18 protein-coding genes and 1 pseudogene are annotated in these 18,504 nt (G+C 64.6%); 10 read left to right on the top strand and 9 right to left on the bottom strand.

Annotation, left to right across the window (positions count from 1 at the left end; genetic code table 11):
• Nucleotides 1-218 precede the first annotated feature (218 nt).
• Genes VGR99_RS16775 through VGR99_RS16765 form a run of 3 tightly spaced genes read left to right on the top strand, consistent with a single transcriptional unit; the run spans nt 219 to nt 3,690 of the window.
• Nucleotides 219-2,507, top strand: a complete 2,289-nt coding sequence (locus VGR99_RS16775) for a PBP1A family penicillin-binding protein (protein WP_326899718.1) — start codon at nt 219-221, stop codon at nt 2,505-2,507.
• A gap of 23 nt (nt 2,508-2,530) precedes the next feature.
• Nucleotides 2,531-3,109 carry a DUF1214 domain-containing protein gene (locus tag VGR99_RS16770; RefSeq protein ID WP_326899717.1) on the top strand — a complete coding sequence of 193 codons (579 nt, stop codon included), beginning with the start codon at nt 2,531-2,533 and terminating at the stop codon, nt 3,107-3,109.
• Nucleotides 3,106-3,690, top strand: coding sequence for a DUF1254 domain-containing protein (locus VGR99_RS16765; protein ID WP_326899716.1), 585 nt, complete (start codon nt 3,106-3,108; stop codon nt 3,688-3,690). Before VGR99_RS16770 ends, VGR99_RS16765 begins: the two co-directional genes overlap by 4 nt.
• Before the next feature lie 273 nt (nt 3,691-3,963).
• On the opposite strand, the gene VGR99_RS16760 is transcribed toward VGR99_RS16765, so the two are convergent.
• From VGR99_RS16760 to VGR99_RS16740, 5 genes are all read right to left on the bottom strand, one after another.
• Nucleotides 3,964-4,581 carry a class I SAM-dependent methyltransferase gene (locus VGR99_RS16760; RefSeq protein WP_326899715.1) on the bottom strand — a complete coding sequence of 206 codons (618 nt, stop codon included), beginning with the start codon at nt 4,579-4,581 and terminating at the stop codon, nt 3,964-3,966.
• A 63-nt stretch (nt 4,582-4,644) separates the two neighbouring features.
• The gene (locus VGR99_RS16755) at nt 4,645-5,493 is read right to left on the bottom strand and encodes an SDR family NAD(P)-dependent oxidoreductase (protein WP_326899714.1); all 849 of its coding nucleotides are present in this window, start codon (nt 5,491-5,493) and stop codon (nt 4,645-4,647) included.
• Between the two features lie 246 nt (nt 5,494-5,739).
• Entirely contained in the window at nt 5,740-6,756 is a 1,017-nt protein-coding gene (locus VGR99_RS16750) for an AraC family transcriptional regulator (protein ID WP_326899712.1), read from the bottom strand.
• 8 nt (nt 6,757-6,764) lie between these two features.
• Nucleotides 6,765-7,595, bottom strand: coding sequence for an oxidoreductase (locus tag VGR99_RS16745; RefSeq protein WP_326899709.1), 831 nt, complete (start codon nt 7,593-7,595; stop codon nt 6,765-6,767).
• 187 nt (nt 7,596-7,782) lie between these two features.
• On the bottom strand, nt 7,783-8,253 hold the full coding sequence (locus VGR99_RS16740) for a DUF2147 domain-containing protein (protein ID WP_326899708.1): 471 nt from the start codon (nt 8,251-8,253) through the stop codon (nt 7,783-7,785).
• Between the two features lie 140 nt (nt 8,254-8,393).
• Between VGR99_RS16740 and VGR99_RS16735 the strand changes: the two are divergent.
• Both VGR99_RS16735 and VGR99_RS16730 read left to right on the top strand, forming a co-directional pair.
• Nucleotides 8,394-8,552 (top strand): annotated as a pseudogene (locus VGR99_RS16735) (DUF1254 domain-containing protein); the annotation flags it as partial.
• Nucleotides 8,553-9,525: 973 nt separating this feature from the next.
• On the top strand, nt 9,526-10,305 hold the full coding sequence (locus VGR99_RS16730; RefSeq protein ID WP_326899782.1) for a sulfite exporter TauE/SafE family protein: 780 nt from the start codon (nt 9,526-9,528) through the stop codon (nt 10,303-10,305).
• 7 nt (nt 10,306-10,312) lie between these two features.
• Here VGR99_RS16730 and VGR99_RS16725 read toward each other — a convergent pair whose 3' ends face one another.
• Genes VGR99_RS16725 through VGR99_RS16710 form a run of 4 tightly spaced genes read right to left on the bottom strand, consistent with a single transcriptional unit; the run spans nt 10,313 to nt 14,462 of the window.
• Nucleotides 10,313-11,485 (bottom strand): MFS transporter, encoded by a 1,173-nt coding sequence (locus VGR99_RS16725; protein ID WP_326899707.1) that lies wholly within the window; start codon nt 11,483-11,485, stop codon nt 10,313-10,315.
• Nucleotides 11,486-11,513: 28 nt separating this feature from the next.
• Nucleotides 11,514-12,734: an MFS transporter gene (locus VGR99_RS16720; RefSeq protein ID WP_326899706.1), complete on the bottom strand. Its 1,221-nt coding sequence runs from the start codon at nt 12,732-12,734 to the stop codon at nt 11,514-11,516.
• On the bottom strand, nt 12,731-14,095 hold the full coding sequence (locus VGR99_RS16715; RefSeq protein WP_326899705.1) for an NAD(P)-binding domain-containing protein: 1,365 nt from the start codon (nt 14,093-14,095) through the stop codon (nt 12,731-12,733). Before VGR99_RS16715 ends, VGR99_RS16720 begins: the two co-directional genes overlap by 4 nt.
• A 49-nt stretch (nt 14,096-14,144) precedes the next feature.
• The gene (locus tag VGR99_RS16710; RefSeq protein WP_326899703.1) at nt 14,145-14,462 is read right to left on the bottom strand and encodes a metalloregulator ArsR/SmtB family transcription factor; all 318 of its coding nucleotides are present in this window, start codon (nt 14,460-14,462) and stop codon (nt 14,145-14,147) included.
• A 108-nt stretch (nt 14,463-14,570) separates the two neighbouring features.
• Here VGR99_RS16710 and VGR99_RS16705 point away from each other — a divergent pair, with 108 nt between their 5' ends.
• From VGR99_RS16705 to VGR99_RS16685, 5 genes are all read left to right on the top strand, one after another.
• The gene (locus tag VGR99_RS16705; RefSeq protein ID WP_326899702.1) at nt 14,571-14,930 is read left to right on the top strand and encodes a metalloregulator ArsR/SmtB family transcription factor; all 360 of its coding nucleotides are present in this window, start codon (nt 14,571-14,573) and stop codon (nt 14,928-14,930) included.
• A complete protein-coding gene (locus VGR99_RS16700; RefSeq protein WP_326899700.1) occupies nt 14,930-15,631 on the top strand; it encodes an MIP/aquaporin family protein in 702 nt (233 codons plus the stop codon). The genes VGR99_RS16705 and VGR99_RS16700 overlap by 1 nt, the downstream gene beginning before the upstream one ends.
• The gene (gene arsC, locus VGR99_RS16695) at nt 15,628-16,029 is read left to right on the top strand and encodes an arsenate reductase (glutaredoxin) (RefSeq protein ID WP_326899699.1); all 402 of its coding nucleotides are present in this window, start codon (nt 15,628-15,630) and stop codon (nt 16,027-16,029) included. Before VGR99_RS16700 ends, arsC begins: the two co-directional genes overlap by 4 nt.
• A gap of 453 nt (nt 16,030-16,482) precedes the next feature.
• Entirely contained in the window at nt 16,483-18,018 is a 1,536-nt protein-coding gene (locus VGR99_RS16690) for an SUMF1/EgtB/PvdO family nonheme iron enzyme (protein WP_326899697.1), read from the top strand.
• An 18-nt stretch (nt 18,019-18,036) separates the two neighbouring features.
• Nucleotides 18,037-18,489, top strand: a complete 453-nt coding sequence (locus VGR99_RS16685) for a DUF4399 domain-containing protein (protein ID WP_326899696.1) — start codon at nt 18,037-18,039, stop codon at nt 18,487-18,489.
• The last annotated feature ends 15 nt before the right edge of the window (nt 18,490-18,504 follow it).

Raw genomic sequence — 18,504 nt, 5'->3', positions numbered from 1 at the left:
CCGTGAGGCCCGTAATGAACCGGGGTTCAATTAGGCCTGTTGTTCAAAATACCGAGCCTGACCATTGGTTTATAGGCCCTGCTCGGCTAGAAGGAACAGCAAGTCCCCTCGGACGCGAACCGGGCGCCTTGGGTTTGCCGCAACATTCCCGCAAGACGTTCCGATGCCGCCCCGGCCGGGTGCTTGAACGCTGTCGAAGCGAGCCGCAAGGGTTCTAGGTGGTTCAGAACACACCATCCAATTGGAAGAGCCGTGTCCGGAATTTCTTTCTGGACCTCGACGCGCGCATCGACTCCTCGCTGTTCTCCTCGGCCAAGGGCATTCGCGAGCTCTACGAGCGCTACTCGACCTTCATGGACCGGTTCTATGTCGGCCGCTGGAAGCGCTGGGTGTTCATCGAGCCGCTGTCGGAGGCCGCGACCCTCGGCCTCGGCGGCCTGGTGCTGATGCTGACGCTCGCCATCCCCGCCTTCCGCGAGACCGCGGACGAGGACTGGCTGAAGAAGTCCGACCTCGCCGTGAGCTTCCTCGACCGCTACGGCAACCCGATCGGCAGCCGCGGCATCAAGCATAACGACTCGATCCCGCTGGAAGATTTTCCGGACGTGCTGATCAAGGCGACGCTGGCGACCGAAGACCGCCGCTTCTACGAACATTTCGGCATCGACATCGCCGGCACCGCGCGCGCGCTCGTCACCAACGCGCAAGCCGGCGGCGTCCGCCAGGGCGGCTCCTCGATCACGCAGCAGCTCGCGAAGAACCTGTTCCTGAGCAACGAGCGCACCATCGAGCGCAAGGTCAACGAGGCCTTCCTCGCGGTCTGGCTGGAATGGCGCCTGACCAAGAACGAGATTCTGAAGCTCTATCTCGACCGCGCCTATATGGGCGGCGGCACCTTCGGCGTCGACGGCGCCGCGCACTTCTATTTCAACAAGTCCGCGCGCGACGTGACGCTGGCGGAAGCGGCGATGCTCGCCGGCCTGTTCAAGGCGCCGACCAAATACGCGCCGCACATCAACCTGCCCGCGGCGCGTGCCCGCGCCAACGTCGTGCTCGACAATCTCGTCGATGCCGGCTTCATGACCGAGGGCCAGGTGTTCGGCGCCCGCCGCAACCCCGCCTTCGCCGTCGACCGCCGCGACGAGGCTTCGCCGAACTACTATCTCGACTATGCCTTTGACGAGATGCGCAAGCTGGTCGACACCTTCCCGAAGTCCTACACCGAGCGCGTCTTCGTGGTGCGCCTCGCGATCGACACCAACGTGCAGAAGGCCGCCGAAGACGCGATCGAGAACCAGCTCCGCCAGTTCGGCCGCGATTATCACGCGACGCAGGCCGCGACCGTCGTCTCCGATCTCGACGGCGGCATCCGCGCCATGGTCGGCGGCCGCGATTATGGCGCCAGCCAGTTCAACCGCGCCACCGACGCCTATCGCCAGCCCGGCTCGTCGTTCAAGCCTTACGTCTACACCACGGCGCTGCTGAACGGCTTCACGCCGAACTCGATCGTGGTGGACGGGCCGGTCTGCATCGGCAATTGGTGTCCGCAGAACTATGGCCATTCCTATTCCGGCTCGGTGACGCTGACGCAGGCGATCACGCGTTCGATCAACGTCGTGCCCGTCAAGCTGTCGATCGCGATCGGCCAGAAGGAGCAGCCGAAGGCGCCGAACCCGGCCAAGATCGGCCGCGCCAAGATCGTCGAGGTCGCGCGCCGCTTCGGCCTCAAGGCGCCGCTGCCCGACACGCCGTCGCTGCCGATCGGCTCGGACGAAGTCACCGTGCTCGAGCACGCCGTGGCGTACGCGACCTTCCCCAACCGCGGCAAGTCGGTGACGCCGCATTCGGTGCTCGAAGTGCGCACCGGCGCGGGCGATCTGGTCTGGCGCTGGGACCGCGACGGTCCGAAGCCGAAGCAGGCGATTCCGCCGAACATCGCCGCCGACATGGCGGGCATGATGAGCCACGTCGTCAGCGAAGGCACCGCGCGCCGCGCCGCGCTCGACGGCATTCCGACCGCGGGCAAGACCGGCACGACCAACGCCTATCGCGACGCATGGTTCGTCGGCTACACCGGCAACTTCACCTGCGCGGTGTGGTACGGCAATGACGACTATTCGCCGACCAACCGCATGACCGGCGGCTCGCTGCCGGCGCAGACCTGGCACGACATCATGGTCGCCGCGCATCAGGGCGTCGAGGTGCGTGAGATTCCCGGCATCGGCATGGGCCAGAAGCTGCCGCCGCAGCCGAAGGACGCGAACGCTCAGGCCAGCGCCGCGCCGAAGGTGCTGGAGACCAAGCCCGGCCCGCCGCCCGTGCTGACCAAGCGCGGCGCCGACATCCTGGTGCGCGTCGAGAAGCTGCTCGACGACGCGGCCAAGACCGCGAACAAGTCGTCGGCCGACGACAGCAAGCAGACGAAGCCCGCGTCGGCAACGAGCGCGCTCGCCTTCCCGCAGAATTATGCGGAGGAGAACGTGAACTCCGTCCCGCGCAAGAACTGACAAGCAAGAACTGACAAGATCCCGTGCGGCTGATCCTGATCACATTGACGACCCTTCTGCTCGCGACCGTGGTCGGCGTCGGCGCGACATGGATGACGACGACGCGCGGCACCGAGATCGGCGCGCTGACCATCGGCGCCTGGACCGCACGTCCCCGCACCGGCACCGCCGACGTCGATCCCTATTCGCGCGCCACCATCGTGCGCAACGGCGAGCTGCCGATCGGCACCGGCGACGGCGTCGCCTTCACCGCCACCGCCGACGACAAGAAGAAGGCGCTCGACGGCCGCTGCGACGTGGTCGTCTCCGGCGTGACCCCGCCGGCGCGGTTCTGGACGCTGACGCTCTACGACCGCAAGGGCCACCTCGTGGCCAATTCGCTGCAGCGCTACGGCTTCACCAGCCAGGAGATCGTGCGGCAGTCGGACGGCACGTTCGAGATCCGCATCGCCTCGCGCTCGCGCGCCGGCAACTGGCTGCCGACCGGCGGCATCGAGCGCTACGCCCTGATGCTGCGCCTCTACGACACCCCCGTCGGCGTTGCGACGCGCACCCAGCGCGATGCGCCGATGCCCACGATCAGCACGGTGGGCTGCTCATGATCCGCCTGGCGTTCACCATCGTTGCCGGCGTGGTGCTGGGCCTCGTGGTCCATCTCGTCAGCGTGCTGGCGCTGCCGCGGATCGCGACGCAGGACGCCTATTCACGGCTGACGCCGATGACCAAGCTCAATGGCGTGACGCAGCTTCCCCTCGCCGATCCCAACACCTCGCCGATGCCGTTCATGGACCCGGCGTTCGCGATCGCGATCTGCCGCTACGACCTCACGAGCGGGCCGATCAAGCTCACCGTGCCGGTGAGCCAGGCCTACACGTCGGTGTCGTTCTACACCCGCAACGAGATCGCCTATTACGCCATCAACGACCGCTCCGCCGGCAAGAAGGTGATCGAGCTCGACCTGATGACGGAAGCGCAGCACAACGAGCTGCCCGAGGACGAAGAGGTCACCGCGGCCGACCGCCTGATCATCGATTCCCCTGCGACCACCGGCCTGATCGTGATGAAGGCCCTCGCCGCCGAGCCCGGCCTGATGCCGCAGGCCCAGACGACGCTCGCCGCGGCCACCTGCGGCCCGCAGACCGAGCAGCCCGCCAAGGCCGAAGCGCCGCGCGGACGGCGCTGAAGCGAACCTTTTCGGCGAGCTCTCAACAAAAAGCGCGAAAACAACCCCATGCACAGTAGCGGGGGCATTGAAATCATTGAGCTCTTTAAGTGGCGATTGGAGGCTGCCGCGCCGCACGCGCGGCTTTGACTCGTCGGGCAAAACAGGAGCATACTGGCAACGTCGAAAGTTCACCCGCGCGGAAGCAATCCGTCGCGGGTGTTTTCATTTCGGAGCACAGACTGTCGTGATCGACGGTTTCGCCGACGCGACGATCGCTCCCGCCCGTGAAGATCACCCCATCCTGATGTCGTCGTCATCGCGAACGACGCGCAGCCTCGGACGCCGCCGGATGCGGTAGACCGACGCCGGGGGAATGTTGAGCCCCGTTCGTCCGACCAGGCTCGCCTTCAACCCGAGCCGGTCAAGGATTGGCCGGGGCACGGGGCAGCGCGGTCCGTAGGTGAACTGGTAGAGCGTGCCGCCCTCCTTCATGTGACGGAACGCTCCGGTCAGGATCGCGATCACCTTGCGCGGCGACATCGACAGCAATGGCAGGCCGCTGACGACGGCAGAGGCCGGCGCCATGAACGGCTCGTATTGCGAGAGCTGGCGTGCATCCATCCAGAGCACGCGCGCTTTTGGAAATCGCTCCTGCAAAAGGCGGACGAAGTCCGAACCGTATTCGACCAGCAACAGATCGCGCTCTGCTAAGCCGCGCCGGAGCAACGCCTTGGTGAAGATACCGGTGCCCGGTCCCAGCTCGATCACCGGCCCGGCTCCCGGCACGATCTCCTGCGTCATCAGACGCGCCAGCGACTGTCCTGATGGCGCAATCGCGGAGACCTGCCAGGGATTGGACACGTACGAACGGAAGAAATGGAAAAAGTCCGCAATTGCTGTGGCGTTCATCACGATCCTCTTTCCGTTCGCCTCGAGGGAACGGACGCGTTTCAGGGACAACGGCCGCGCGGCTTACGACGCGATGTTGTGTTGCCTCGACTCGCCTTGAGCGGCGTTCGACACGGCCTCCCACGCTTCCCACGTCGCGAGACGATCGGCATAAGCGGCGCGGGCGCGCGGCAACCCTTCCGTGCCGACAAAGAACCGCAATGGCGGGTTCTCGGCGTCGACGATCCTCAGGATCGCATCTGCCGTCGCTTCCGGTTCGCCAAATGCGAGCCTGGCGCCCGCCGCAAACACCTCCGCCCGCGTGTTGCTGTAGGCGCTGATGACGGGCGAGATCCTGAGAGAGGCCATGCTGGCAAACCCCGTCGCGTAGGCGCCCGGCTCGAGCAGCGTGACCTTCACCCCGAAGTCCTTGACCTCCTGCGCCAGGCTTTCATGAAGCGCTTCGACCGCAAATTTCGACGCGTTGTAGAATCCGGTGATCGGACCGGCGACGACGCCCGCGACACTCGACACGCCGATGATATGACCGCTCCGCTGCCGCCGCAGCAACGGAAGCGCGGCCTGGATGACGCGGAGCGTGCCGAAAAAATTCGTATCGAACTCCGCGCGGACATCGGCCTCGAGCGCCTCTTCGATCGCCCCGACCAGCGCATAGCCCGCGTTGTTGAGGACGACGTCGAGTCTTCCGAAATGGGCGTGGGCCCTGGTTACGGCATTCTGCACCGCCCGGGCATTGGTCACGTCCAACACAATCGGCAGTATCGCGTCGCCGTAACCTTCTACAAGGTCGACCATGTCCGCCAGAACGCGAGCGGTGGCTGCCACTCTGTCGCCGCGCTTGAGGGCCGCCTCGGTCCAGACGCGGCCGAAGCCGCGGGATGCCCCGGTGATGAACCAGACTTTACCAGACATGCAATATTCCTCGGTGAGTTGACTAAAGCGCGATGAGATTTGGATGAATCGTCATCGCGCTTCAGGTTGTTGTTTGAGCATGATCTTTTCGGAAAACCGCTGCGCACTTTTCCGGATCATGCTTCAGGTCTTGCCTGCCTGTCGTATCGCCGTCGTTTGCGATCGGCAGTAGCAAGGTGCGCCAACGAAGTTGCCGCAGGCGCCAAGGACGGCACAGAAGCGAACCGGATTCCGTGGTCCGGACCGTCAGTGAATCTTGTTGCCGTGCAGCTCGCGCCATCGGCTCGGCGTCACGCCTTCCCAATATCGGAAAGCGCGGTAAAAGGAGCTCGCATCCTGGTAACCCAGCAGGCACGCGACCTCGTCGATGTCGGCCGTCGGATCCGACAGGAGCTGCCGCCCGAGCTCCTGCCGAGCCTCGACGAGAAGCTCGCGGAAGCTCGTGCCTTCTCCGGTGATGCGGCGTTGAAGCGTCCGCTCGCTCACTCCGAGATCGCGCGCCACGTCGAACAGTTCCGGCCGTCCGCTCGCAAGACTCCTCTTGAGCACGACCTTGACCTGCTCCCTGATCGAGCTGCGCGCCTGAAGCTCGCCGAGGGCAGAGGCCAGTGCCGGCGTCAGAATTTCGAGGAGTTCCTGATTATGGCCGGGAAACGGGCGATCCAGATCACCGGAGTTCAGGACGAGACGGCTCCGTTCGGCGCCGTAGCGAATCGGACACTCAAAGTAGTTCTGATAGACGTCGCCCTTGGGGCGAGGACGAACAAGCTCGACACGCTTCGGGATCAGACGCTGCCCGGTGCCGCGGCGCCCCAGTTCCACAAGGGACGCAAAGGTCACGTCCGTCGAAATCGCAGGCTCGGGACCGGTTGCGTAGGGCCATTCCACCGTGATCCTGCATTCGTCCTTGCCTTCTTTGATCTCGACCTGCTCGGGCGAACAAAGCCGCTTGAAACGCGCGATGCGGAGCAAACCGTCACGATAATCGCGCGCATAGAACGCAGCCAGGCTCGACGGTGGATGCACGGCCGTATCGGCGCTCTGAACCATCGCGAGGCCAAGGCCCGGCTCCGGCTTCAGCTCCTCGAGCGCTTTCCAGAGGGCGAAGTACTGCGCCGTCGTGACCTGTCCCTGTTCGTTCAAGTGCAGCGTCAGGGGCAACTTCGCCTGCCGCAACAGCGCCGCCGGCGGCACCCCGAGATGCCCGAGAGCCAGCCAAAAGGCTCGGGGGACCTTGCACCTGTCTGCCGCTGCTCCGCTCATGGCTGATCCTAACGCATCTGGCTCATGATCACGCGGTCGAACATGCGGTCGCCGAACCATTCGCGAATCTTGATCATGGGTAAAGCATATTTGCCGGCGACGTAGCGCGTCCGCGGCTTCGACGCTTTCACGACCCGGGACACGACGTCGGCGATGACGCTTGGATTGGTGCCGCGTCCCTGTCCATAGGCTTGGCGGGTCGATTTCGCGACCATCTGCGTGAGCCTGGCATAAGGACCTGTCCCCGATCGCTTGAGCAGGCCATTGGCGACCACATCGCCAAATCCCGTCTCGATCAAGCCCGGCTCGACGACCACGACCTTGATGCCGAACGGGGCGAGTTCAAGTCGCAGGCAATCGGACCAGCCTTCGAGCGCATGTTTGGTTGCGTGATACCACGCCCCCAGGAGCGTGTAGATCTTGCCGCCCATCGAAGTGATGTTGATGATCGTGCCGGCGCGCTTCTCCCGCATCTTCGGCAGCAGCAGCTGTGTCAGCCTGGCGGCGCCGAACAGGTTGACATCGAACTGGTATCGCGCTTCGTCGATGCTGACGTCCTCGACGGGGCCATAGAGACCGAAGCCGGCGTTGTTGACGAGCACGTCGATACCGTCCACTTCGCCGAGGATGGTCTCGACCGTGGCCTCGATCTCGGCCTCGTTCGAGATGTCCATGCGCAAGGATCTCGCCCCGAGCTTGACGAGATCGTCCATCCTGTCGACGTGGCGCGCGGCGACAAAGACCTGGAAGCCGTCCGTGATCAGGCGCCTCGCGATTTCCTTGCCCATGCCGGAGGAAGCTCCGGTGACGAGCGCTGTTCTTTTCGACCTGTCGAACATCTCAACCTCTCTTTGCTCTGATCCTTGTTCTGCTGCCTCCGTGGACCGAATTGACTAACCGAACGCGCCACTAGACTTGCACATCGCGCCAATCCTGACGACGGGTCCAGGCGGCTGTTCTGTAAAGACAAAACGCGGCACCGGGGCCGCGCTTTGGCAGGATGGCTGCGGATTGACGGAGATCCGCTCATCCGCGGGCGCGGTGGAACGAGCGGGTTTGGCCCATTGCTGGCAAGCCGAGATAGCCCCGCAGATGCATCTTGCCGTCCTTGACGGAGGCCTTGCAATTGTAGGTGCGCCCGGACGAGGCGTCGTAGATCGAGCCGCCGCTCCACTCGCCGTCCTCCCAGCGCAAGCCCGTGATGAAGACGATGTTCTTCAGCGATCGCGAGCGCAGCGCCGGGTCGGGGTTCCTGGCGTCCTTCTTGAAGGTGACGTTGTCTGCTTCCACGATCTCGTTGCCGTAGAGCATGCGTGCCTGGAATTCCGTTCCGGTCTTGAACATGTCGAGCTTCACGGTGCCGTCGTCCGCCTCCCACGTCCCGACGATCGCATCGGGCGCCGGCGCCTCGCCGTGAGCCATCGGAATCAGACCGACGTTCAGGGTCGCCATCAGCAGAAAGATCGCGGATCGACGGGAAAGCGGAGACGTTTGCATGGCGTGTTCCTTGGTTTGCGGAAGGGAGGAGCGATCGAGCCGCTCGCTGGTCTCGCAAATGTCTCTAGATTTCGGGATCGGTCCTGGCAGCGGCGGAAAGCGCCAGCGGAATTGCCAGGTACGCCAATCGATGCCGGGCCATCCCGTTCATGGACCGGGCCTTCGCGATCGCGATCTGCCGCTACGACCTCACAAGCGGACCGATCAAGCTCACCGTGCCGGTGAGCCAGGCCTACACCTCGGTCTCGTTCTACACCCGCAACGAGATCGCCTATTACGCCATCAACGACCGCTCGGCGCCCGCGCGGCTTTGACCCGTCGGGCAAAACAGGAGCATACTGGCTTCATTGAAAAGTAGGTCATACCCGCGCGGAGAAATCCGCCGCGGGTGTTTTCACGTCTGATCCCCGCCCTGGAGTGAGGGCCGCCTTCGCGCGGTCCGGTCCGCGCGCTGCGCGACGCCCCGATTGGCGCCAGGCCGCCTGCTGCTTCCGATCCTCGATGGTGGTGCGCAGGGCCTGTCACTCCGGGCGATGTTCAATTCTTCTCTGCCGCGCGCCGTTAGCTCCATCACGTGTTTGCCGTCACACACGACGCCCTTCTCGATGAAGCCGCTGCGACGCACGTTGTGCAAAGCCCGGGAGCCGACAGTTGCGCAAATCAGCGCGCCCTGCCTGCCGGTTGTTTGATACAACTCGCCGCGTTCGGCGGCTTCAAGAGCACGAATCTCCGGTTCCGTGAGGTGACTCTGGCGCAAACGCTGACGCGGCATCTCGAACTCCTGGCATCGGCCACAGCTCACACTTGGTGCCGATGGACCCTGTCTCTTGATCTGGATCAAAGGTCTGCCCCGTCCCTCAGATGCGCATAGCTCGTGTGAAGGGCGACGAGGAAGCCGTCGCGGCCGCATGCGCGGCTTTGACTCGTCGGGCAAAACAGGAGCATAGTGGCACCGTCGAAAGTTCGTCGCACCCGCGCGGAGAAATCCGCCGCGGGTTTTTTCATGTCGCAGCCAGCGCGCCAGCAAACCCGGAGACTGCGGCCACGCTGCCGCGCGTCGATCCTGCGACGGTAGGAGTATTGCGTCACGTCAAGGCGCCTCTGCGACAACCATTGCCAAAACCCAACGAGCGCAGGTTTGCATCTGACGAAATTCCGGCCTAAGCTTTCCATCAGCCCCACGCCCTGCCGTAAGCAGGTGTGAAGCTCCCCGCCACGACGGATTACGGGCAAGTTTGGTTTTGCGCATTCGCGCATCTTTCCGTCGTGTCCATGCGGAACAATCCTGCCGCGTTCGGTTCGGGCGCAATCATAGGTACTCTGGGCGGCCTCATCGGCCTCGGTGGCGCAGAATTTCGGCTGCCACTACTCATCAGCTTGTTCGGATTTCGCGGCCTTGAGGCCGTGGTTCTCAACAAGGCGACGAGCCTGATCGTGGTGGCGAGTGCACTGCCATTTCGCGCGCGCGCCGTTCCGTTCGCGGAGATCTTTGCCCATTGGCCGATCATGCTGAACCTGCTGGCTGGCAGCCTTGTCGGCGCCTACGCCGGGGCATCCTGGGCGACGCGCCTCAAGTCCGGAACGCTCTACAAGATCATCGCCGTCTTGTTGCTCCTGATCGCCGGCGTGCTTCTGCTCGCGCACAATGCGGCAGTAACCGCACCCGCGCTGACGGGCGCGAGCCTGACTGTCGCGGGCGTCGCAGCAGGCTTTGCTATCGGCATCGTGGCGTCGCTGCTCGGCGTTGCTGGAGGAGAGTTTCTGATCCCCACGCTGATCCTGCTGTTCGGCGCAGACGTGAAGCTCGCGGGCAGCCTCTCACTCGCGGTGAGCCTTCCGACGATGCTGGTGGGATTTGCGCGCTATAGTCGTGATCAGAGCTTTTCAGTGCTCCGCACCAACTGGCCGTTCATGCTCGCGATGGCAATCGGATCCATCGTCGGCACATTCATCGGCGGCTTGCTTCTCGGCATCGTCCCGAATTCGATTCTCCTGCCGGGATTGGTCGCAATCTTGGTCATCTCGGCCGTAAAGGTTTGGAGGCACGAATAGAGCTTGCTCAGGCGTAGGGGGTTCGAGTTCTCCGTGCCCAGAGCAGCGCGAACGGACCCACTGCAATTCCGGCGGCGAGGACGACGAAGGCCAGCAGCCAGCCGTTCGCGCTCTGCGGGCCGCCAGCCGCGTCGAGCGCGGCGCCGGTTCCCCAGGCTCCAAGCGCCGACAGGCCGAAGCCGACCGTCGAGTGCAAGGCCAGCGTCGCGCCACGATGCTCGGACACGGCCGCGGCCGACATGCCGGCCGTCAACGCTCCTGAATCGGCCGGCACCGTCAGGCCGTAGACGAGCAGCAGCAGGGCAAGCAGCCATGCCGGCGCCGTCGCGCTGAGCCCGATGACCAGCGCAACGCAGGCCGACGCGATCATCACGACCGTGATGGCGCGATGCCGGCCGAATTTCAGTGCGGCCTCGTTGCCGAGAACGCTCGCGGGCATCGAGATCACCGCAAAGCAGAAGCTCAGCACGACGGGACTCAGCCACGACGGTGCGCCCTGGTGCGTGACGACGAAGGTCCAGAACCCGACCAGCCAGGTGCGGATGCCGTAGAGCTCGAAACAATGCGCGCCGTAGCCGAGGATGTAGCCGAGCGCTTCGCGGTTGGCGAAGACCGGTGCGAAGTTCAACAGGCGCCCGGCCTTCGGCGCAGGGCGCCGCGCGTCGATCAGGAGGCACGCAATGACCATTGCGATCGGACCGAAGCCGGTGACGAGGAAGGCGGTCCGCCAGCCCCAGCGGTCCGCGATCAATTGCGCCACCAGGAACGAAAGGCCGACGCCAACCGAGAAACTCGACGTGTACAGCGTGACGGCCCGCGAGGTGTCCCCGGCGGGAAGCCGGTCCGTCAGCGCCTTCAGGCCCGGCATGTAGGCGCCGGCAAACCCAAGCCCCGCGAGCGACCAGGTCGCGGTTCCCGACCAGAACCCTTGCGCGAAGATGCCGAACGCTGCGGTCGCCAGCCCGCTCAGGATCGAGCCGCAGAGCAGCACGAGCCGCGCATCGATCCTGTCGGTCAACGTCGTCAGCACGGGCACCGCGAGCATGTAGCCGAATGCATAACCGCTCGCCATCAAACCGCCTTCGGCGGCCGAGAGCCCCCACGCCGGCATCAGGTGCTGCGCAAGGTTTGCAGACAAGGTCACATGCGGCAGCAGATTGCCGACCTGGCCGATGCACATCACCGCAATCAGGGACCGGCCGCTCAGACTACGAATGTTGTCCTCCCGCCTGAAGCGGCGTTGATGTTGCCTGCTCCGCACGGAGCAGCAAGAGCGCCAGGAAGGCCGAGAGCGAAACCAGCGCGCTGATCCACAGCGCATTGCTGCCGATGTGTTCCACCATCAGCCCCAGCGCGAGCGGTGCAGCGGCACCCGTTACCCTCGAAGGCAGCGAGATCATACCGACACGCCTGCCAAAGCCGGCCGGCCCGAACAGCGCCAGGGGAAGCGTTCCGCGGGCAATGGTGATGATGCCGTTGCCCGCTCCGTACAGCACGGTGAAAGTCGTCGCGAGCAAAGGGCCGCCCGCAACCAGCGCAACGACGCCGATGGGATTCATCAACATGGCCAGTCTCGCCGAGAGCAGTGGATGAAATCGGGCGAGCCATCCAGCTTCCAGAAGACGGGCGCCGACCTGCGCAGGACCAACCAGCCCGCCCGCGAGCAGGGCCTGCGCCGGAGTCGTGCCGAACGCAACCAGCATGGTCGGCAGAATGGCCGAGATTCCGGAGCTGACGAAGCTTGCTGCCGCAAACATGTAGGCCAGCAGCACCATCGCGAATGTCTCGCTCTGGCGTCCGGCGGGTTGGCTCCCTCGCACATTTGGTTGTGGCATCTGGTCCAATGGGACGGCGCGCGGCAGGGAGAGATTGAGCGGCAACGCGAGGGCGATATGGATCGCCGCCCATACCTGGCAGGCGACACGCCAGCCGTACTCCGAAGCGAGCCACGTCGTGAGCGGCCAGCCGAGCGTGCTGGCGAAACCGGCGATCAAGGTGATGCCGGTGATGGTTCGTCGCGCATTGGTGCCGTAGATCCGAGCGAGCGTCGCGAAGGCCGCCTCATAGAGGCCCATGCCCATGCCGATCCCGAGCAGCACCCAGGCTGCAATCAACACAGCCACGCCATGGGCCACGGACAGCAAGAGCAAGCCCGCCACGAAGACGAGGTTCGAGATCGCAAGCAGACTGCGCCCGCCGAACGTATCGATGGCGTGCCCGACGCGCGGGCCGAGCAGACCGGAGATCACGAGCGCGCCCGACAGCGCCCCGAACACATAAGTCGGTGCAAGGCCGAGATCGCGCGCGATCGGCGCGGCCAGGATGGCAGGGAGATAGTAGCTCGACGCCCACGCAACGGTCTGTGCGGTGCCGAGCGCGACGACGACAGTGAGCGGACCTGCAGCCTGGCCCGCGGCGACCTGCTTCATGAGCAACCGCACCCCGCAGCGCCTGCCGTCCTGGCCGTTTCATCAGCGGCGCAGCAGGCGGACGTCTCCTCCTGTGCCGGGCCGCCGCAGCATCCTGCCGCGGCCCCTGTCTCGACGCCGCCGCGCGTGCAGACGCCGGTCTCAGGCAGCACGAGTTCGACGCGAGCCGCGGCCTCCTTGTCGCCGGCGATGTCGGCGGCGATCGAGCGGACCTGCTCGTAGCCGGTCATCATCAGGAAGGTCGGGGCACGGCCGTAGGATTTCATGCCGGCCAGATAGAAGCCCGGCTCGTCATGCGCGAGCTCTCGCGCACCATGAGGACGGACCGTGCCGCAGCTATGCTCGTTGGGATCGATCAGCGGCGCGAGCGCGGCGGGCGCCTCGATGGCTGGATCGAGCCGCAGCCGCAGCTCGGACAGGAACGACAGATCGGGACGAAAACCGGTCGAGACGACCAGCTCGTCCGCGACCACGCTCCGCGCACCGCAGCAGCCACCCGCGGAAATCTTGAGACGACCTTCCGAGTCCGACAGATGCGTGACGCCAAATCCGGTCTCGACCTTGATTTTCCCGGCCGCCACGAGCGCGGCGAAGGTGGAGCCCAGTTCGCCGCGTGCCGCCAGCTTGTCATTGCTGCCGCCGCCAAAAGCCTTTGCCGGATCGGCGCCGCGCAGCAGCCAGATCGCTTCCGTGCCGTGCACCTCGCCTGCGAACTGCACGAGATCGATCAGCGTGCCCACCGCGGAATGGCCGGCACCGAGCACGGCAACAGTCTTGCCGGCATACCTGGCGCGATCGGCGCCGCGCACATCCGGCATGCCATAGGCGATGCGGTCCGCGCGCTCGCGCTCACCGATCGCGGGCAAGCCGTTGCTCCCGGCGGGATTGGGTGAGAACCACGTGCCTGAAACGTCGATGACGGCATCCGCGCGCAACACCTCGGGGCCTTTGCCGTTCTGATAGCGGATTTCGAAGGGCGCCTGTGCCCGTCCCTTTGTCTTGACCTTGTCGAAGCCCGCCCGGCTGATGCCCGTGACGCGGCTGGATGTCCGGATCGCCTCGCGGAGCGGGGTGCGTGTTGCGAGCGGATTGAGATATCCATCGATCAGTTCGCCGCCGGTCGGATACGACTGAGGATCCGGCGAATTCCACCCCGTCGGCGCAAGCAGGCGCGCCGCCGCCTTATCGACATTGTATTGCCACGGCGAGAAGAGCTGGACGTGCTGCCACCGGCGGACTGCGTGTGCGGCTTCGGGTCCGGCCTCGAGCACGATCGGAGACATGCCGCGTTCGAGCACATGCGCGGCCGCAGCGAGACCGACCGGCCCTGCCCCGATGATCGCTACCGTCCTGGCGTTCATTCCGGCTTCTCCCATCTTTCTAGAACCATCGAACAAGTGGTCAAAAAAATCACGCCGCCGTCTGCGCGTCCTTGCAGCCGACTTCGTCCGCACAGCACTCCGCCGCAAGAAAATCGACCAGCCCCCGCATCGCATCGAAGTTCGCGTGGCAGATCAGGGTCGTGGATTCCCGGACCTGACTGACGAGCCCGACCGCAACCAGGGTCTTGATGTGATGCGACAGCGTCGACGCCGGAATCTTCAGCTTCTCCTGCAGGCGACCCACGGGCATGCCCGGGTGCCCTGCGCGAACAAGGGCCCGATAAATCTGGAGCCGTGTCCGGTTACCAAGAGCTTCCAGGCGTGCTGCTGCATCGTCGATCTTCATGATCCCACGATGCGCCCAATCGTCCGCGCCGTCAACCGTATTTCTAGAATATTCGAAATATTGGGTTTCTGATTGACACCCTCCCTTTAATTCCATAAGTCTGGATATATGGAAACTGAAGAAGCCGTCCTCGCCCTCGCGGCGCTCGCCCAACCGACCCGTCTGGAGGCTTTCCGGACGCTGGTCCGGCACGAGCCTGATGGTCTTGCGGCCGGCGACCTCGCCCGCCTCCTGGAAGTCCCCCAGAATACATTGTCGGCGCATCTGTCGATCCTGAGCCGCGCGCGCCTCGTGTCGTCCGAACGGCACAGCCGCTCGATCGTCTACCGCGCCAACCTCGGCGAGTTTCGCGACGTCGCCGTTTTCCTGCTTCGCGATTGCTGCGGCGGCCGGCCGGAAGTTTGCGAGCCGGTTGTCCAAACCCTGCAGTCCTGCTGCTCGCCAAAACGAAAGGAGCGAGCGCGCTGATGGAGACATTCGACCTTTCGCGGCGCCTTGCAGCCGAAGCGCTCGGCACCGGCATTCTCGTCGCGACCGTGGTCGGCTCCGGCATCATGGCGGAGACACTGACCAAGGACGTTGCGCTTGCGCTCCTCTGCAACACGTTGCCGACCGGCGCCATTCTGGTCGTGCTGATCACCGTGCTTGGCCCGATCTCCGGTGCGCACTTCAATCCGGCGGTCACGCTGGTCTTCGCCGGCAAGCGCGAGCTGCCGGTGAACGAAGCGGCGCTCTACGTGATTGCACAGATCGCCGGTGGCATTGCGGGAACGATGGCCGCTCATCTGATGTTCGGACTGCCCCTGCTCGATCCCTCGACGAAGGTGCGAACGGGCGGGCCGCAATGGTTCGCCGAAGCGGTCGCCGCCTTCGGGCTGGTCGCAACGATCCTGGCCGGCATCCGCTTTCAGCGAACGGCGGTCCCCTGGCTGGTGGGCCTCTACATCACAGCGGCCTACTGGTTCACGGCCTCGACATCGTTTGCCAATCCGGCGGTCGCCATTGCGCGGTCACTGACAAACACGTTCTCGGGCATTCGTCCCACCGACCTGCCCGGGTTCATCCTGGCGGAACTCTGCGGAGCATTCGCCGGACTACTGCTCATGAACTGGCTGCTCGGACAGACCAAAGCCCGCGGCCCCGTCCCGATCGCGGAGACAACCCGATGAGCGTCACGATCTACCACAACCCCGCCTGCGGCACCTCGCGCAACACGCTGGCAATGATCCGGCAGAGCGGCGTCGAGCCTGTCGTGATCGAATACCTCAAGACGCCGCCATCGCGCGAAACGCTGAAGCAACTGATCGCGGCGATGGGAATATCGGTCCGCGCATTGCTGCGCGAGAAGGGCACGCCCTACAAGGAGCTTGGCCTCGATGATCCCAAATGGGCAGACGACGAGTTGATCGACCAGATGCTGGCGCATCCCATCCTGATCAACCGTCCGATCGTGGTGACGCCAAAGGGCACGCGCCTGTGCCGGCCCTCGGAAGCGGTCGTCGATCTTCTCGACAATCCCGTCGGCCGCTTCGTGAAGGAGGACGGCGAGGTGGTCGAGACGCGTTAGGCCGGCGCTGACCGGTCAAGCGCGGCTCGTCGGGCAAAACCGGACCGGGAACATCGAGAGTTCGTCTTACCCGCGCGGGGAAATCCGCCGCGGGCATTTGCCGCGGGCGTTTTATGTCGCACCAGAAGTAGCCCGGGTCGGAGGATTTCTCTGGTTCCCCTTGCGTCAGCTTGGGCCATCGATCTGTAAGCGCCGCGGTTCCAGGAGTGACGGGCCTGATCCGATCACGTGCACAATCCTGACATGCCCCTGGAGAGTGGCAGGGGATGGTTCCGCGTCGGGCCTTGGTCCGTGCAGGACCGAAAAAGGTTCAATGGATGCGAGGACTTCGCTCTCCCGAACGCGGGGGTTTCGTCATTGTCTCAGTATGTCAATGTGATAGCTTTCACAGACAGCGGCCTTTGGGGGGCTATAGGCTGGGCTCGCGTTTGAAAGTTCGTGGAGTCCCCCGCTATGGGCGAAATTCGCAACTTCAGATCGGGAAGTCAGGATGAGCCGCCTCCGCATGGCGTGGGGCCGCGTCGTCTTGCAGCGATCATCGTCGGCGATATCGCCTCCTACAGCCGCTTGATGCAAGCCGATGAGGAAGGCACGCATGTCCGCGTGAAGCGGATCGAGCGGGACCTCATCCAGCCCAGCATCGTCGAGCATCATGGAAGCCTCGTGAAGACGACGGGCGACGGCTTCATCGCCATCTTCGATAGCCCCGTCGAAGCCGTTCGATGCAGCATCGTCATCCAGCAGAACCTCATCGGCCGTAACGCCTCGCTCCCCAAGCATTCGCGGATCGAGTACCGGATTGGCGTCAATCTCGGCGACGTCATTGTGGAGCCGGACGATGTGTACGGCGACGGTGTCAACATCGCCACGCGCATCGAGGGCCTTGCCGAACCGGGCCACGTTTACATCTCAGGCGCGATCTACGAGCAGATCAAGCACAAGGTCGTGTGCGGTTACGAGTCGCTTGGGGATCGCAAGGTCAAGAACATCACCGATCCCGTGCGCGTTTATCGCGTGCTGCCTGACGCCGACGCGGTCGACAGGACCCGCGGCCGCCGCGAGAATGCGCTGATCTTTCTCCTGGGCATCACACTACTGATCATTGCTGCCGGCGCGCTGTGGTATCTGCTGGCCTTGCCGCATGGGAAAATGCGCGAGCAGGCCGCCGTGCCGACCGCCTCTCCGGCTCCCGCTCCGGCTCCATCGCCGCCGCCCCCCCAACGCGAAGCGGCGGCACCGATGCCGCAGCCATCGCCCTCGCTGGCTGCGTCACCCCCACCGCCCGCCCCGGCACCGAGCCCATCGGCGGCGCCCGTTCGCGAGCCCGAGATGATCGCCATTCGCGGCGGCAGCTTCGCAATGGGAAGCAATGATGATCCGACCGAGCGGCCTGTTCACCAGACCACGATCAAGCCGTTCTCGATCGGCAAATATCCGGTGACGGTTCAGGAGTGGAACGCCTGCGCGGCTGCCAAGGCATGCGGCTTCGCCGCCAGCGGCCGGGACGATGCGCCGATCACCAATGTGAGCTGGACCGACGCGCAGCAATATGTCGCCTGGCTGGCGCAGGCGACGAAGAAGGCCTATCGCCTTCCAAGCGAAGCGGAATGGGAATATGCCGCGCGCGGCGGAACGCAAACCAAATATTGGTGGGGTGACAAGCTCCAGCCGGGCATGGCCGGATGCAAGGATTGCGGCGACGTCGCGGCCGAGCAGCCGGCGAAAGTGGGTAGCTTCAAACCCAATCCATTCGGACTCTACGACATGGGCGGTGCCGTCGATCAGTGGGTCGAGGATTGCTGGCATAGGACGTATCAGGGGGCGCCTGGCGACGGATCGGCATGGCGCGGCCCGGACTGCACGTCGCATGTCCTGCGCTCGGGCTCCTGGAAAAACGATTCCAGATATGTACGGACGTCAAATCGCGATGGCTACGACACCAATGTTCGATACCCGACTCACGGCTTCCGCGTCGCGCTCGATCCTTAGTTGCGGGGAGTAGGTCTGATGCACATCCTGCGCTGCCTTGCGCTGTCGGCGATGCTCGCATTGCTGCCGGCCGTCGCTTATCCACAGGGCAAGACCGCCCCCAAGGACGCAAAGCTCTATTTCATTACGCCCCATGATGGGCAGAAGATCCGTGGCGGATTCTGGGTTCGGTTCGGATTGCGCAACATGGGTGTGACGCATGCGGGCGACGACTACCAGAACGCGGGTCATCATCATCTGCTGATCGACGTCAGCGACCCCATCGATCCCAAGGAGCCGATTCTGCAGGACAAATCGCATCTGCATTTCGGCGCGGGGCAGACCGAAACGTTCCTCGAGCTTCCGCCCGGGACTCACACGCTCCAACTGGTGCTGGGGGACGCCAAGCACTATCCGTTCGAGCCGCCGATCGTATCGGAGAAGATCACCGTCCGCGTCAGGCCGACGGCCTCAGCGCGGCAAGGTAAATAGCGAGCCCGGATCGGC

Source organism: Bradyrhizobium sp. (assembly GCF_035935975.1).
Lineage (GTDB): Bacteria > Pseudomonadota > Alphaproteobacteria > Rhizobiales > Xanthobacteraceae > Bradyrhizobium.
The sequence above is the reverse complement of the archived record's forward strand: the minus strand, read 5'-3'. Positions and strand labels throughout refer to the sequence as shown.